This is a genomic window from Neotamlana sedimentorum, assembly GCF_000943565.1.
Taxonomy (GTDB): domain Bacteria; phylum Bacteroidota; class Bacteroidia; order Flavobacteriales; family Flavobacteriaceae; genus Neotamlana; species Neotamlana sedimentorum.
Map to the genome: position 1 here is coordinate 17,295 of NZ_JTDW01000013.1, position 17,431 is coordinate 34,725.

Here is a 17,431-nt window from a genome sequence, read left to right on the forward strand (position 1 = left end):
CCAAATGAAAATAGTTCAATTAAAAAAGAAAGAAAATAGCAATTGGGAATATTTAAGTAAAAACATAACCTTAAATAATCCTTTGGTTTTAGTTTTTGGTAATAGATTTTTATTAGAACAAACCAATATTTATAGCGAGGTAAGTGAGTTATTTCCTAATGGCCATATAATTTTTGCCTCAACCAGTGGTGATATAACATCCCATTCGGTTGATGATGATTCTATAACCATTACGGCTATGGAATTCGAAAAAAGTACGTTCGAAATAAAAACAAGTAATATATCTGCTTTAACAGATGATAGTTTTAAAACAGGAAGCGATATTATTAATAAATTTAACAAAGAAAATTTAAAATTCATATTTGTAGTTTCAGAAGGCAGTTTTGTAAATGGTAGTCAATTAACCAAAGGCATGAATGCCGCTGTTTGCAATAATGTTTTAATTACAGGCGGGTTATGTGGTGATGCAGCGCGGTTCGAAAAAACCTTAGCATCATATAACGAAGATCCCAAAGAAGGTGAAATTGTTGCAGTTGGATTTTATGGTGATTCTTTAGAAGTATCATTTTCAATTTATGGTGGTTGGACACCATTTGGGCCAGAGCGCATTGTAACTAAATCTGAAGGAAATACACTTTACGAGTTAGATCATCAACCAGCTTTAGATTTGTATAAAAAATATTTGGGAGAAAAATCGAAAGATTTACCTGGTGCCGCTTTGCTATACCCGATGAATGTCAAAATTGAAAATGAAGACCACTCTATTGTAAGAACAATTATTAATATAAACGAAGACGACCATTCCATGATTTTTGCTGGTGATATTCCAGAGAACTCAAAGGTACAGCTCATGATGACGAATGTTGATAACATAGCCAATGCATCAGAGCGTGCCGCAAAACAGGCCAGCCTAAATCGAAAAAAGGCGCCCGAATTAGCGTTCTTAGTTAGCTGTATTGGAAGAAAGTTAGTGTTAGATCAACGTGTAGAAGAAGAAGTTGAAGAAGTCATATCAGTAGTTGGTGATAACACCGTAATTTCTGGGTTTTATTCTTATGGAGAAATAGCTCCATTTAACGGCGAAAATAATTGTAAGTTACATAATCAAACCATGACTGTAACATTAATAAGTGAATAATGAATTCATTATTAAAAAGACAAATACGAAAACATTTAAGTGGCGATCTTGCTGAAAACGAACAAATAAAAGCGTTTATAGAAGCCATTAATCATTCCTATAACAATTTCGACGAACAATTTGTGATGCAGCAACGTGCTATGCAATTAAGTTCGGAGGAGTTATTTAGTGCAAATCAGAAACTGCAAGAAGAAGCCGATGCTCAGAAAGTTGTAATTAACAAACTTAATAATGTTGCGAAAACATTAAATTTAGGACAATTACCTACTGAAGAGGGCGAGGAATTATTGAATTTAGATGGTCAAAAATTAGCAAACTTTATACAAAGTCAAGCTCAAAAAATAGTAGATGCAAATCTACAACGAGAAAAATTGCTAGAAGAATTATCATATCAAAACCAAGAGCTAAGCGACTATGCACATATGATATCGCATGATTTAAAATCGCCCTTACGAAGTATAGACACCTTAATTTTGTGGCTTTATGATGATAATCAAGATGTTTTTAATGAGAGCGATAAGCACACTATATATCAAATTAGGAGTCATGTGGAAAAAATGGAGCTTTTAATTAATGGTATTTTAGAGTATTCTACCATTGGTAGAACGCAAGAAAGTATATATAATGTCGATGTAGATTATGCTGTTAATGAAATTTTAGGAAGAATTGAAATTCCAGATAATATAACCATTAAAAAAACACAACAGTTACCTTTAATTAGGGGCGAAAAATACAGAATCCAACAAATTTTTAGAAATTTAATAACCAACGCTATAAATTTTAATGATAAAAAACAAGGTGTGGTTGAAATAGGCTTTACAGATAATGAAGATTATTGGGAGTTTTATGTAAAAGATAATGGTAATGGTATTGAAGAGAAGTATTTCGATAGAATATTTAAGACCTTTGAGAAACTTGAAATTAAAGTTGGAGCAATTGGCATGGGCTTATCTATAGCAAAAAAAATTGTAACGATGTATGGTGGTAATATTTGGTTAAAATCTAAAGTAGGCGTGGGTTCAACGTTTTACTTTACAATTAAAAAATAATATTATGGAACAACCAAATTTATCATATATACAAGGCATGTCGGGTGGAGATAAAGCCTTCGAAAAAAAATTAATAAATATTATTAAGTTGGAGTTTCCACAAGAAAAGGAAGTGTACTATAAAAATGTAGCTGCAAAAAAACATAAAGAAACCGCAGAAAATGTACACAAACTTAAACATAAAATTAGTATTTTAGGCCTTGAAAAAAGTTATGATGTAGCCGTAGCCTACGAAGAAAACTTAATTGAAGGCAAAACAGAGCTAAAAAAAGAGTTTGAGGCTATTTTACAAATCATGACAGTGTATTTAGATCAACTATAACCAAATTTTATGAATTGTATTATTATTGATGATGAAGCAACAGCTCGTGCAATCATTAGTCAATTATGTTCTGGTGTGCCATCACTTAATATTTTAGAGGAATTTCCTAATGCAATTCAAGCTATAAAATATTTAAATCAAAATGAAGTTGATTTAATCTTTTTAGATATTCATATGCCAGATTTTACAGGTTTCGATTTTATTGATACTATAAAAAATCCTCCCAAAATAATTTTAACAACTTCCGATCCTAAATTTGCAATTCAAGCATTCGAATACAATTGTATTGTAGATTATTTAGTGAAGCCTATTTCACAAGAACGATTCTCGAAAAGTATTAAAAAAGCAGAATCATTTTCGCAAAATAAGGTCAACGAGAGTGAAGAAACAGTAGCCGATGAAGGTGACTCATCTACAGATAATCATCTATATATAAACATAGATAGGCGGTTAATAAAAATTGATATACCAAGTATTTATCTTATAGAAGCAAAGGGAGATTATATTCAAGTAAAAACCGAAGATAAAAATTACACAGTACATTCTACCTTAAAAAAAATTGAAGAAAAACTACCTACAGATTTATTTTTAAAAGTACATCGATCTTACGTAATAAATATCAAAAAAATAATTGATATAGAAGATAATAGCGTTTTAATAAAGAGGGATGTAATTCCTGTAAGTCGTTCTAATCGACCAGAATTAATGAAACGTTTAAACTTACTCTAAGTTTTATTAACGTTTTGTTTTTACCATTGGTCTACACTTAAATTTCACCCACCGAATATTAAATTTTAAATTGGAGTAATAATCTAATTTTGTAATATAAACCTATTTATATTATGAAAAAACTATTACTTTTTTTTATTCTAATTTCAGAGAGTCTTTTTAGTCAAGAACAACCGTTTAATTGCGATTATAACGCTTACTTATTTCAATACAATGATGTTTATGCTATTGATTTAGCATCTGGAAATTCTTATACCGTTGCCACCGATGTTACTTCGGGTAATATTAATGCAGCAGCCTATAATCCTGCAGATGGCTTTATTTGGGGGTCTTTAAGTACGCCTGCAAAATCAATTGTTAGAATTGGTAAGGATTTTAAAACAACTACCTTTTATATAGATGAATTACCAACTAATAATAGGTATGTAGGAGACGTAAGTGCGTCGGGAGTTTATTACTTAAAACCAGGAGGTAAAACTTATTATTCTGTAGATGTTAATCCAGAATCAGATAACTACGGTAAGTATATTGCAAGTCATAATTTAGATTTTAGCATAAATGTTCACGATTGGGCTTTTAACGCAGTAGATGGTTATTTATATACCGTTGAAAAGTCATCAAACAAATTGTACCGAATTAATGCTGAAACTGGCCTTGTTAAAAATTTAGGTGTTGTACCTGTATTGTCGGGTTTAAATTATACCTATGGAGCGGTTTATTTTGATGTTTCGGGACGTTTTTATGTATCTGCAAACCAAACAGGAACTATTTATGTAATTCAATCAGTTCAAGATTTAGATGGTACTAATAACATGGAATCTAACTTATTTGCATTTGGTCCTTCAAGTGCTTCAAATGATGGTGCTCGATGCCCAACAGCACCAGTGCCACAAGAAGATTGTACTAATGGAATTGATGATGACGGTGATGGTTTGGTAGATTGTGAAGATCCTTCTTGCTCTGGTTACGCAGCTTGTCCGGTAATTGATATAAATAGCACATCAGGCTCTAACGAAGGTGGTTTAGAAAGTAACAATCGTTTGGCGATGCAAATTTCTAAACGTAATTTTAACAGAACTAAAACAGGTTATAAATTCAATAAATTAACTGCCAAAAAATTAGTTAAAACATCTAAATACGGAAAAAGCTCAACCGCAAAAGGTAATAGTACTTTAAGTTTAAGTGATTTTATTCCTTTAGGAGTTCTTAGTGAAGACGATGCTCTGGAAGCCTCACCAACAGATTTAATTGGAATTACCAATGCTGTAGATATTTATTCTGTAGATTATCAAAAAAACAATCAAACAGTTGCTTCAATTCTTTTATTAGAAACCGAAGATGGTGTTTATGAGCACACAAAATATATTTGTGATAGATTATTAGGGGCCGAAATAATTTCAGTTTCAACTATCGAAATTAAAGAACAATCTTTTATAAAAACATTAATTAGAAACACCGAAGGCGCATTAGAATTTGTGTTAAGTCTTTCTGCAAAATCAGTAAATGGTGATGCTAATTTCGAGGTTGAAAGCCATTGGACTTTAGATAAGTATGAGAATAACGTAGGGTTTTATAATTTTCAAATTTGGTCTAACTCGCTTGATGATTTGTTAGTGCTTGGTGAAGAAGTTTTAAATTTATTAGACGCTCAAAAACCAATAGTTGCTTACAACAATTCTACACCGCCAACGGTTTTTATTAGAAAAGGAAAATATCGCAACGGAAAACTAGATTTACAAATAGTAAATACAAACCAAACCGAGGCTGTTAATTTCGATGGAGGTGTAAGAACTACCGAAACAAAATCTGTTGAAAATGTATCTTCAAGTATAGATTTAAATGGTAACTACATTACTTCTATTGAGGTAGATGCAGGAAACTTATTCGATATTGGTTTTAGAATTGGCGATGGCATAGCTACTCCAGACGATTTATTTTTATCTGATGGACCATGGGGTTACGACGATGCCGCTACTGGTACTGAGGTGCTATCTTATAATGTTCAAGAAAATGACGAGGCATTTAGCGATAATACATATGCGGTTGAAAGAAATATTTCAATTGAAGCAGAAATTGACGATTATGTAGCGGTTTATAGAGCTTTAACACCAAAGTTTAACCCTATAGATTTAATGGAGTACAATACTTTTAATTTTACTGCAAAAGGAACTGGTAGTTTAATTATTAGATTGGTTAAAGAAAGTATAACAAGTTGGGGACAACAATATAAAGCAACTGTAGATCTATCAGATGATTTTCAAAATTTTTCTATCTCTTTTGAGGATTTTAAAAACTTAAACGGAGACAGTATCGATACTTCCGATGTAACATCAGTAGTATTTACAATGCTTGCCGAAAACGGTGTTGTTGAAACTAAAAGTTTAAATTTAAAACAAGTAAGTTTTTCTAATGAAGAGCAATTATTATCAGTTAAAGATCTAAATCGTCAAAATGAGTTAACAGCATATCCTAACCCTTTTAAAAATTCAACGGTAATTAAGTTGGAAAGTGCTAGTACCAATGTTAATATTCAAGTTTATGATATGTTAGGAAGAACGGTAGATACGAGAGTTATTACTACTAACGGGAATGAAGCGGTTTACCAATCACCAAATCTATCTAGAGGTATATATAAATTTAAATTGATTGATAGCAATAAAAAAGTTTACTCCGGTACGTTCATGAAGGAGTGATTTTTAGTGATTATTTACTGAAAAGGGTAAAAACGTAATGTTTTTACCCTTTTTTATTTAAAGCTAAATTTGAAAGAAGGCTGTTTTAACTTTTTTCTTTTCAAACTTTATTATCACATAGTTTTAGTCAGCGTCTAAAAGTAACATGGTTAATAATTTTAAGATTCAAATAATAACATTGATGAGGGATTATTAAAAGATAGCTTATGGGTTATAATAAATCCAAATTTACCCAAACCGAAAGTATTAGGTTTAAGCTCTATGGGTGATTGTTTATTTCTAAGATCTAAGGGAAGTAGTCGGGAAAATATTCATAATGCTCTAGTTATTTCGTAATAAGCATAAAAGAATCTATTTGTTTCGTTCCTAAATACTAAGCGAACAAACTGCTCATTTTTAACTACAACTAATTTAAGAATACTAGTTTTGGTATTTTATTAAGAAGACGCCTTATACTTTTTGTGATAAAAAACAGGAATATGCGACAAGAATCGTTTAATTGTAATTACATGTAATTCTTCGCAATGACTTTAATAAAAGTAGAATACAATGTCTATTTTCTAAAAACGGGCGAATTAAACAAATACCATTTAAAGCGTAACCCAATTTCGGTATAAGTAAAACCAGCCGCTGTTGCCGATGCAATATTACTACGGATGCCATAAATGTTGGCCAAACAACGTTGCGAAAATTTATAACCTAATTTACCTTGAAAGCGATATGTGCTTTGGCTGGAGTCGTTATTAATAAACTGTAAACCCGCAGCTGCAGTAAGCTCGTAAAACCACTCTTTTGGTTTTGAAATGCCTTCATCTTTTACAACGTTTACAAAAATTTCTCCGGCGTTAAACTTTTCTGGGCTAAAGTATATATTAGGAACTTGGTTTTTAAAAGTAATGTATTGGTAGTTTAATCCTGCTTTCAATGCTGGTTTGCTTAATATATTGTAGTAGAGTGAAGTAAACAAAAGGTTTCTTGCGTTATCGTCGTTTTGCCAAGTGTAAAAGTATTGGGTAAACCAGCCTAAATTAAAATTGGTATTAAGGTTATAGTTAAGATAAATATTATTCATTACAATTTCACGGTCAATTAATTCGGCATTAAAGTTTTGTATTTCACGTTTGTAACCTACATCGAGCATTTGTAATTTAAAAGGTTTGATTTGAAGCGAAACATTGGTGATAAATTGGTTAAAATTTTCACCGTTAGCGTTTGCGGTTGTAATACCACCAGTTGCGTTTAGGGTTATGTTATTTAATAATTGGTAAGCGAAACCAGCATCAAAAGTATTCGAAATCGCATCATTATTGGTGACTTTGTTACTTGTATTGCGGTATGCATAATTTACTAACCATTTAAATTTAGTTGAGGTTGGAAATACTATACCAGTTTGTATATTATAAGCTTTATTATCGCCATTATCGAAGGAATAAGAAGTCTTGGTTTCCCAGAATGGTGTAAATGTGGTGTTTAAATTGTTTATAAAGTTGGTAGCATCCTTTTGTTTGTTATAAAATTTTAACGTGTTTTCTGCAGAGGTATAGGCATTATTATAAAAACCGAGTGCTTTTAAGGCATTAGCCTTACCTAAGTTGCCATCAAAAGAGGTGCTATCGTTAACCAAAATTTGGTTGTAATCGGTTACACTCTTTTTAAAATCACTTTTATAGATATTTAAGGTAGCTCTTAAAGCTAATAACCAGTTTTCGTTTGGCGAAACTTCGACTAAGCTAGAAATAAGTTGGTTAGCGGTTTTATATTTTTTATTCCATATTAATGCTTGTATGTAACGCTCTGTAGTCGAATGTGTTATGTGAGATTCTGTGTTTTCATTTAAACTTAAGAAAGCTTGTTCACTTAGTTTTAACGCTTTTTTCTCTTTGTTATTTAAATGAGATACTAAAGCTAATCCGTTTAATGCAATTAATTCGTTTTCTGGATTTTGAGCTAATATGTTATAAGTTGCTTCGGCATCTTCGAGTTGGTTAGCTATTAAATATAGGTTCGCCAAATTAATTAGAGTGTCTTTATCGTTATTAAAAGTTTTAAGGTTTTCTCTTAAAAGAGATTCAGCTTGTTTATATTCTTGATCTTGCTGCTTTTGGTAGGCATAACCCAAATAAATATATTTTTTAGAGGTTAATGCGTTGGGGTTTCCTGGAGAAACTTCTAAAGCTTTATTTACATAATTTAAAGCGTCGGGGTATTCTTTTAAGTTAGATAGTGTATTCGCATAACTTAAAAGTGCTGGGAAACTTTTAGGATCCTCGGTTATTAGTGTTTTAAAAAAAGCTTTTGCGGGTTTAAATTTTTTATTCCATAATAATGATTCTCCGTAATTAAGTTTTACTTCAAAATCATTTGGAAAATCATTTAATAAATCTATAAAAAGTAGTTCAGCTTTATCTGCTTTACCGTTTAAGCCTACGGCGCGTCCATAACACAATCGAGCAGTTTTGTTTGAAGGATAATCATTTAAAATATTTTTAAAAAAAGTTTCAGCCTCTTTGTAATTACCACGTTCTAAGTAATTAAAACCTTCTTGCATGTTCTGACTGTAGGTATAATTTACAAGAAAAAGTATAAGGCAGATTAGGGACTTTTTTATATTCATAATTCTAATTATTTAAAGATTCTGCAAGTTAATACCAAAATCCATTTCATTCACCTACAGCAAATTGCCACTCACCGAAATTTAAAAGCACTCTGTTGATAATTGGATGATATTTGCTTCAATAATGACAGAATTATAAACTTATTATTACACAAAATGATTATGGAAATAATACGAAAAGATAAGATTTTTGTGATAGAAGGTGAAATAAATGCCTCTAACGTTTCACAATTTAAGAAAAAAATTAAAACACTTTTAAAGTTTAATAGCGAGCTCATCATTAATGTTGAAAAAGTAAGTTCAATTAGTATGGCTGGGATAAAGGCTTTTATTGAACTTAATTTGTTTGCTTTCGAAAAGAAAAAGGTTTTTTCAGTAGAAGGAAAACAAATCAATGAATTTTATAATCAAAATACTAGTAGCTAATAAGTTATTAGTTACCCCCAAATATCAACAAACTTAAAATCTTATGGAACTTTTAGCGACGTTAAAGTCTCGAAAAATATCTCCTGAACAATTATTTATGCTTAGCGTATTAGTTGTTAACGGGGGTAATTATTTATACAATTTAATTTTAGGACGTATTTTAGGACCTGCTCAGTTTGCCGATGCCGCAGTATTAATAACTTTTTTATTAGTTTTAAGTTTTGCGGCGATGACATTTCAATTAGTGACGGCAAAATTTTCTGTGTTATTCGAGAATGAAACCTTTAATAATTTTATTAGTAAAATTTATAAAAACGCCACTTTAGTAGGACTTGTTTTGGGCCTGCTAATAATTGTTTTTGCTAACCAGTTACAAGTAGTTTTTAACACATCTTCTGCCAGTATGTTTATGGTATTTGGTTTTGGAGTACCTCTATATTTCGTAATGAGTGTAAATCGAGGGGTGTACCAAGGTAAAAAAGCCTTTAAGTCATTATCTATAACCTATCAAGGCGAAATGATAAGTCGTTTAATAATTACCCTAAGTTTAATTTATTTTTTAAACTTACAATCTTCTGTAGTAATTGCTATAGGTATTTTAGTATCATTTTTATTCGGTTTATTACCTTTTAAAATGCCTAAAATATTATCGGTTAAACATTTAACTTTAAGTAAAACTAATACCAAAGCTATCAGGAGTTTTTTTGTAATTACGGCATTTTATGAGCTAACTCAAATTATTATAAATAATAGTGATATTTTATTAGTAAAGCACTATTTTGAGTCGTATGAAGCTGGTTTGTATGCGTCTTTAGCATTAATTGGTCGTATAGTTTATTTTATTGCTTGGATGTTTGTAATGTTATTATTGCCAGCAGTTATTGAGCTGAAAAAAGAAGGAAAAGAAACGGCGCCCGTTTTATTTAAATATGTAGCATATATAGCGGGTATAGCTTTGTTAATTACTTTGGGATGTGCCATATTTCCAAAAACAGCAATTACCTTGCTATTTGGTAAAAGCTATTTGGCTATGGCGCCATTATTATGGAAATATGGCGTAGCAACTTCTATGTTCGCTATATCCAACATATTCGCATATTATTATTTATCGCTCGATAAGTATGTGCCAGTTATAATATCTGGAGTTTTTGGTGTTTTACAAATGGGATTAGTGGTGTTTTTCCATGATAGTTTAGAGGAGGTTGTGCATATGCAAATTATTGCGATGTTGCTTTTATTGTTAATTCAAATAATGTTTTTTAAGTTAAATCATAAAAAATAGCCTAATCTCAAGTAAATTACCATTCGTCTACACTTAAATAGTGTTCTATCTAAAATCACCTAAACAAATCTAGTGAAATCCTCAAATTTGTACGGTAATCCTAAAAATCTATATCATGAAATTAGCTATAGTAACAGCTTACCCACCCAGTAAAGTAACTTTGAATGAGTATGCATATCATCTTGTTAAACAATTTAGACAGCTTGAAGATGTAACTGAACTGATATTGTTAACAGATAAAACAAAAGGAGAAAAAGACCTAGGTTTTACCGAAAACGGTTGTAAAATAACCGTTAAAGAATGTTGGAGTTTTAATAGTTATAAAAATATTTTAAGCGTAGCCAAAGCTATAAATATAACGCAACCAGATGCAGTATTATTTAATTTGCAGTTTATGAAATTTGGTGATAAAAAAGTAGCAGCAGCTTTAGGTTTAATGCTACCACTTGTTTGTAAATTAAAACGTTTGCCAAACATTGTTTTACTGCATAATATATTGGAAGAAGTAGATTTAGGAAGTGCTGGTTTTACAAGTAATAAGCTTTTACAAAAGATTTATGGCTTTATTGGTACAACCTTAACGCGCTTAATTCTTCAGGCCGATACCGTAGCTGTAACCATGCAAAAATATGTCGATATTCTACAAGATAAGTACAAAGCAAAAAATGTTAAGTTAATTCCGCATGGTACATTTGAAATAGCTGATGAGCCAGATTATCGCATTCCAAAATCACCCATGCAAATAATGACTTTTGGCAAGTTTGGTACTTATAAAAAAGTGGAGCATATGATTGAAGCGGTGGAGCAAGTGCGATTAAAAACAGGTGCAGATTTAGAAATTGTTGTTGCTGGTACCGATAACCCAAATGTTCCTGGGTATTTAGAAGGTGTAAAGCAAAAATATAGTCATGTAAAGCAATTAAGGTTTACGGGTTATGTTGAGGAATACGAGGTTCCTGGCTTATTTAACGATAGTGCAGTGGTGGTATTTCCTTATACATCAACAACAGGCAGCTCGGGGGTTTTACATCAAGCTGGAAGTTATGGTAAAGCGGTTGTTATGCCAGATTTAGGAGATTTAGCCCTGTTAATTAAAGATGAAGGTTATCGAGGTGAATTTTTCGAATCAACATCGGTTGAGAGTTTAGCGGTAGCTATTGAAAATATTGTTACAAACGATGACTATAGAGTGCAGTTAGGAAAGGCAAATTATAAAGCAGCTACGGCATATCCAATGTCTAAAATTGCACAATTATATGTGTCTACATTTAAAAATATAATGTCAAAGCGAAACAATAGAGACGAAAAAATACCTACAAAAGAACTTATTCATTAGAAATGTATTGAAAAGCGGGTTTAGTCTCTCCCTTTTGGTTTATAAAACCAAAATGTCCTTGTACTCGTTTTCGCCATGGAAGTCGACCAACGACTTCCTTTGGTATTTTAGTAAAATCGTATAATGTCCAAGACATAAACTGTAAATCGTTTTTAGCAATTATGCTTTGCGCCAGTTTGTGGTAATTGCCTTGGTCTTCTTCGGTGCTGCCAAAGGGTTTCCAAAATCCTTTATAAGACGATAACCCAAATTCCTGCATAACAAGAGGTTTGTTCTTTATGTGTTTTTTTAAAGATATTACAGCATCATTAAGTAGATTTAAGTCTTCGTAATAATGAAACGAAACGAAATCAACTTTATCTAATAAAATAGTTGCACTTTGTGTGTTAGACCAACCAATAGTAACTGGGTGTTGGTTATCTACTTTTTTTATTAAATCAATCATATTACTTAGCCAAGCGATAACGTTTTCCTTTCCTCTAGACTCAAAATCTAAATTAGGTTCATTTTTAACATCGTAAGCCAATATCGCTACATGGTTTTTTACAGCTTCAATTATTTGTTCGGCATGACGCTGGTTAAGTGTCCAATTCATAACCGAATAATCACCATAAAAATCAAATAAAGTCAAGACGACTTTTAAATTATAAGCCTTGGCTACATCGAGTGTTTGTATTAGTCTGTTAAGTTTAATCGGATTTACTCGTGCCGCTCCAAAATCGTCGTATTGCACAAAAATTCTAATAGAATTTAACCCCACATCTTTAATAATCTTGAAATCTTTGGCTATAATATCTGTCGAAAATTGTTCGCCAAACATATTCCATGGCGTGGCTTGCGGATAGTAGTTTATTCCTTTTATTTTTAAATTATCGGTAACGATATTTTTAAAATCACTGTTTAAATCTGCAGCCTGTTCTTTTACCATGTGTCGTATTCGCCAAAAACCATCTTCTAACAAAAACACAATTTTGTAGGTTGATGTTTCTTTGGTTTCGTGTATAATACTGTCACCCTTAAAAACACGCTTGTATTCAATTACATGCTTATCTGTAATAACGGCTAACTGGCCATCTTCACTAAAAAACTCTAAATTCGGATTATGATTTAGCGTTGTAGATTCAATCGTGATATTGTTCTTTTTATTGTGTTCAATAAAATTAAATAGGTTTTCGCGTGCACTTTTGGTATAGTAGTCTTTAATACCGGCTGTTTTATTGGTTTTATAAGCAATTTGTTTTACATACCATGCATCGAGATAATCGCTTTGTAAGGCGTTTAAATTTTCATTATCCATTGGCCTGCCTTCATTTTGTAAAGGCTGCCATACTATTTTTGGTAAATATTGTTCAACTTTAGATATTTCGGTATGAAGCATTTTACTTCTATCTGCACCTGTGTTTAAATAACCAAAAACAGCACTTAAACCATATGTTAATAAAGCGATAAGCATAATGTATGAAGCTATAAGTATGGTGCGCATTATGTTTTTATTTAAGCTTACCATAGCGTTGTATTTTTAAATTCTTTTACAATTCCTGCGGTTTCAAAGGTAAAATTGTATTGACCATTTTTAAAAATTTCGGGTTTTAAACTAAATGCTACATACCCGTTAAAAGTGGTTTTTATGTAAGTTTCAATGAGCTTGTTTTTGTGATAAATTTGAAGTTTAACTTGCATTCCATCTGGAATCATTTGTTTCATGAAACTTTGTAAAGGACCAATATTTATATTTCGGTTTTTATTGGTGAAAGTAACCGTGAAATCATCAATAATTTGCTGATAACTTACCGAAATGCTATTGCTTTCGGCCATTCCTTCAACATAGGCTTTGATTCGCCAGGTATCGCCATAGTCTGGATGAATTATTTTAGCAGTTGCAACACCGCCAATTGTTAAACCAGACGATTTTAAAATATTCCCTTTGTTATTGGTAATAAAAAAGTTTACAAAAGTACCATCACTTACAATATTACTGTGTTCATCTTTTATTACTGATGTTGTAAAAGTGGTTATTTGGTTGCCATCGGCGTAATTGTGCGGACGGTTTACAGAAATTGTGAAATTTGAAGGAATTGAAGGTAGCGCATTTAAAGTGAACTCTTTAGAATTTGTTCCTAAACTTTCTGATGACACTAAAAACCGACCGTCTTTTTCTTGAGAGTAAATTTTACGATACGCAATTAGGTTTTTTGTGAATACATTATTGCTTTCTTCGGTATTTAAAAATTGATGTTTTATGTTTACCAACGTATTTGTAGGAACCGGATTGTCTAAATTATCGGTGGGAATTACTACAAGCATGCTGTAGTCTTTTCCACCGGCTTCTATACTTGGAGGGCCAATGTAAGTTTCCATAGTGGCCACTTGTGCTTTTGGGGTAATTGTAAAATGCCCAGAAATATGGTCGGGTTCGCTGAGTAATTTCCAATTTACTATTCCAATTTTTTTAGTAATGTTTTCAGGGATTTTAAATTTTAAAGTGTCGTTTTGTAAAGTAGAAGTTATAATAGTACTTCCATAACTATTTGAACAATATAAGAGTGGTTGGGAATTATTGCCGGTTGAAAATTTTAAAACAATAGAGTTCCCAACATTAAATGATGTATTAGTAGTTAGTAATTTTATAGACGAATTTTGCTGAGCTTCAGAAAATATAGCTGAAGCAATGCATAAAAGTAATATGTGAATAAACTGAAAATTCATTTAAAAAGGACTAGCAATATAAGTGTTAATTTCAATTCTAATAAAACTAAAATTAGGATGTTTTATAGGTTGAAGCTCATTACTTATATGGTTAAAAATACGATTTGGAACTATTTTATTCGATATGTCGTCGTTTGGTAAACCGTTTACAAAAATGTTTTCCATGCTGGAATTAATTGTTTTTACAATCCCTTCGTTTAAAATAGAATAACTAAAATTTTGTTTACGTTCTTGTCGCACACCTTCTTTTACAAATAAATGATCTACCCAAAGCATCGATTTGTTTTCATCATAATAGGTGATAAGTAGTTGCGGAATTGTTATTTCTTGAATTCCACTATTAAACAAATTTCCTGTTATTTGGTTTGGGGTTATGTTAAGGTCGCTAAGTACAACGCTTTTGTATAAATCCGATCCTGCAACATTTCCGGCTACTTGTAAGTTGAATTTTGTAGGTTGCTCATTAAACTCTACAGGCGTGAATTCATCGGGATTAAATGTATCGGGTATAGAATCTTGAGTTTTGGACCAAGCTATGCCTTCAAAATTAATTCTGAAACTACTTGTTTCTTTTGGCATTAATTTATGCTTTACATGATATTTGGCGTTATAAGTGGCCAGTTGTTTATTGTTATCATTATAAAGTGTGCCTTTTAAAATAACATCAGCTGGGACGTTATCAATATTTTGAATTTCTCCAATTATGGCATAACTACCATCGTATTTTACAAGTTTAGCTGTTATAACTTCTAAAACAGGTTGTTTTAAAATGTCTTCGTGGTGTGTTTGCTCTGTAGTTATGCGTCTCCTGCCTTGGTTGTAGTATTTTGTAACATTGTTAGAATAGAGTTGGTCTGGAGGTAAATCGTTGTCAAGCTCATCTGATTGTAAGTACCATTTGCCTTTTATTTTAGTAAGCGATTTGTAATCGGTTTTAGCAATTTTTTCTAGTGGAGTAATCCAGTTAGTATATACTTTTGCAGTGGCTGTACTGTCGTTGTGTAGCTTTATTTCTGTGGAAATAGCGTCCATTTTAGCATAACTACTTAATAAACCATCTGTAACCGAAATTTCCAACATATATTGCGCAATTGGTAAATTGCTATTAGGATTAATTAAACTGTGAGCTTTTTCAAATTCTTTAAAATCTAAAGCGTCATAATAAGTAATAATCGCATTTTCAGGGCTGCGTTGCGAATCATTTTTTAAGTAAAATAAATAGATGCCATAAAATACGACACTAGCAAGAAAAACCGACCAAATATGAGTAAGTCGTAACACATTTCTATTAAACTTACTGTAGGTAATATGAAACTTTAAAAAGTCGGTTGGTGGTTTAATACGTGTTTTTAACATATTAACCCAAAGCATTTGTATGTTTAAAATAAAAGCTATTAAAACGGTAAGAAAAGGCATAATTCCCCAGTGTAATTTGAGCCATTTTGCAACATCTTCTTTTGGTAAAATGGAAGATACAGGAGGAATGTTTAAACGTTCCCAAACCATTATACCATTTTCTAATTGCCTTAAACGTTGCCAGCCACAGAAAAAGAGAATAGGGTCGTAAAATTTATCGTTAGAGAAAATGTATTTTAAATTATATTTCTCGGGTGTTGTTAAAAATTGTTGTAATGAACCAATTCCTGCAACACCTTTAAATTTTGAATTTTCTAAACGTTCTATTGGTCGTGTAGTAAGTTCGGGTAAGCGTCTAGCAGAATGGTAATTCCCGTCAACCGTCATGGCATTAGTTTGGGCACTTAACCACGCCATTTGGTCACCAAAACCTAAAGTTAAAAAGCGCCATTTATCATGGTCATCTTGGTTTAAAAAATTAACAATAGGGAGCATTTTAATTTTTTGAGGTTGCGATGGCCTAAAATAATTTAAACTCATTGTAAAAACTACCATAAACACAAACAGTCCAGTTAGTATACCTCCAATAATTCTGTGATAAATAGCTCCAAGTTTATTTTGAATGAGGGTTTTTAAATCACCTTCAACAAATCGATAGGCAAATTCACCCATAAGCGGAATCGACATTATTGAAGCCCAAAGTGTGAACCTATCTAGAGTTAAAATGTTAAATGCAGTTTCTCCCAGTACTTTAAGTGGAATGGGCGTTGTGCCTCCTGTCCCTAAAATGGTTAATATGGTAATGGATAAACCGAAAAAAATATAGCGTTTACTGTAATATCTGTAAAATATATAAGGTAATAGTACTAGCAATACACCCCAAGGAATTAGAAAAAACACCAATCCAGATGAGGTTATTTCTAAAAAATTATCGCGGGAACCATGTGGAATTGGTACTTGAGTAATAGGGTTGGCTTTAGAGTTTATCCAGTAAGGTAAAATACAACCTATAATTAAAACTAAAGAGCAACCTCCAAAAATTACAATGCGTTTAAAAAGTTTAAAAAAGCTGTTTAAAAAAACTCTAAATGTTACTTCTCTATTGCTGTTAACTTGTTCGCGAGAAACATCCATTATCACCATGCCAATTAATGGGAATATAAAAAATACCATTCCAAAAATAGGAGTAACATGGTGAGAGGTTACCGTTACAGAAATTAATGATAAACACGTAGCCAAATACCATTTTTTACCCGTTTTAATCCATAAGTATATTTCAGGTAAAGCATGCATTAAAACCGAAACGCCAACTATACTGGGTAACTGACCAAAAATATGCAGGGTTTCTACAAACGATGACGAAAATACAGCTAAAACCGATGCGTAACCAGCAACAGTTCTATTGCCCGTAATAAGTAACGAAAAGCGATATGAGCCTGTAATAAATAAAACAATGGCAATAAGTGCCACCGAAAACATTCCAAATTTTAAGCCGCCAACATAAGAAAGCAAACCAATAGACTGGTGTACTAGTGGCGGATAGCTTTGCACGGTAAAACCCGTATACCATTCGTAATTCCAAGGTTCGAACCAGCTATTAGCATAATGGTCTGCAAAAAACAAATGTATTAAAGCATCATAAGTAGTTTCTAAAGTGAAAAATATAGAACTGCCATGAAAGGCTAACCCTAAAAGAAGTGCTGCGATTAAATATTTGTTAGATTTTTCGGGTTTCAAGTTGAAAATTTAAAGATGATGTAAAGATATAAAATGGTTTTTA

Annotated in this window: 12 protein-coding genes; 8 read left to right on the forward strand and 4 right to left on the reverse strand. The window is 31.8% G+C overall.

The genetic code is table 11. The features are described from left to right. Window positions 1–4 precede the first annotated feature (4 nt). The 5 genes from PW52_RS13785 (at window position 5) to PW52_RS13805 (ending at window position 5,931) form a co-directional block, all read left to right on the forward strand. The gene (locus PW52_RS13785) at window positions 5–1,138 is read left to right on the forward strand and encodes an FIST signal transduction protein (RefSeq protein ID WP_044633557.1); all 1,134 of its coding nucleotides are present in this window, start codon (window positions 5–7) and stop codon (window positions 1,136–1,138) included. Continuing rightward, on the forward strand, window positions 1,138–2,187 hold the full coding sequence (locus tag PW52_RS13790; RefSeq protein WP_044633558.1) for a sensor histidine kinase: 1,050 nt from the start codon (window positions 1,138–1,140) through the stop codon (window positions 2,185–2,187). The genes PW52_RS13785 and PW52_RS13790 overlap by 1 nt, the downstream gene beginning before the upstream one ends. Window positions 2,188–2,191: 4 nt before the next feature. Further along, the gene (locus PW52_RS13795; RefSeq protein ID WP_044633559.1) at window positions 2,192–2,509 is read left to right on the forward strand and encodes a hypothetical protein; all 318 of its coding nucleotides are present in this window, start codon (window positions 2,192–2,194) and stop codon (window positions 2,507–2,509) included. A gap of 9 nt (window positions 2,510–2,518) precedes the next feature. Further along, window positions 2,519–3,238 (forward strand): LytR/AlgR family response regulator transcription factor, encoded by a 720-nt coding sequence (locus tag PW52_RS13800; protein ID WP_044633560.1) that lies wholly within the window; start codon window positions 2,519–2,521, stop codon window positions 3,236–3,238. Between the two features lie 113 nt (window positions 3,239–3,351). Further along, window positions 3,352–5,931 (forward strand): T9SS type A sorting domain-containing protein, encoded by a 2,580-nt coding sequence (locus tag PW52_RS13805; RefSeq protein WP_044633561.1) that lies wholly within the window; start codon window positions 3,352–3,354, stop codon window positions 5,929–5,931. Between the two features lie 553 nt (window positions 5,932–6,484). Here PW52_RS13805 and PW52_RS13810 read toward each other — a convergent pair. After that, a complete protein-coding gene (locus tag PW52_RS13810; RefSeq protein ID WP_044633562.1) occupies window positions 6,485–8,545 on the reverse strand; it encodes a tetratricopeptide repeat protein in 2,061 nt (686 codons plus the stop codon). Window positions 8,546–8,707: 162 nt separating this feature from the next. On the opposite strand from PW52_RS13810, the gene PW52_RS13815 reads away from it, so the two are divergent. The 3 genes from PW52_RS13815 (at window position 8,708) to PW52_RS13825 (ending at window position 11,589) form a co-directional block, all read left to right on the forward strand. After that, window positions 8,708–8,971 carry an STAS domain-containing protein gene (locus PW52_RS13815; protein ID WP_165586779.1) on the forward strand — a complete coding sequence of 88 codons (264 nt, stop codon included), beginning with the start codon at window positions 8,708–8,710 and terminating at the stop codon, window positions 8,969–8,971. A gap of 43 nt (window positions 8,972–9,014) precedes the next feature. Next, entirely contained in the window at window positions 9,015–10,253 is a 1,239-nt protein-coding gene (locus PW52_RS13820) for an oligosaccharide flippase family protein (RefSeq protein ID WP_044633564.1), read from the forward strand. Between the two features lie 115 nt (window positions 10,254–10,368). Next, window positions 10,369–11,589 (forward strand): glycosyltransferase, encoded by a 1,221-nt coding sequence (locus tag PW52_RS13825; RefSeq protein ID WP_044633565.1) that lies wholly within the window; start codon window positions 10,369–10,371, stop codon window positions 11,587–11,589. Here PW52_RS13825 and PW52_RS13830 read toward each other — a convergent pair. The 3 genes from PW52_RS13830 to PW52_RS13840 are packed head-to-tail and all read right to left on the reverse strand — an operon-like array spanning window position 11,579 to window position 17,388. Next, window positions 11,579–13,096, reverse strand: a complete 1,518-nt coding sequence (locus PW52_RS13830; protein ID WP_044633566.1) for a glycoside hydrolase family 2 TIM barrel-domain containing protein — start codon at window positions 13,094–13,096, stop codon at window positions 11,579–11,581. The genes PW52_RS13825 and PW52_RS13830 overlap by 11 nt on opposite strands. After that, entirely contained in the window at window positions 13,090–14,295 is a 1,206-nt protein-coding gene (locus PW52_RS13835) for a hypothetical protein (protein ID WP_044633567.1), read from the reverse strand. Before PW52_RS13835 ends, PW52_RS13830 begins: the two co-directional genes overlap by 7 nt. After that, complete coding sequence (locus PW52_RS13840) at window positions 14,296–17,388, reverse strand: glycosyltransferase family protein (protein ID WP_044633568.1); 3,093 nt, start codon at window positions 17,386–17,388, stop codon at window positions 14,296–14,298. Window positions 17,389–17,431 lie beyond the last annotated feature (43 nt).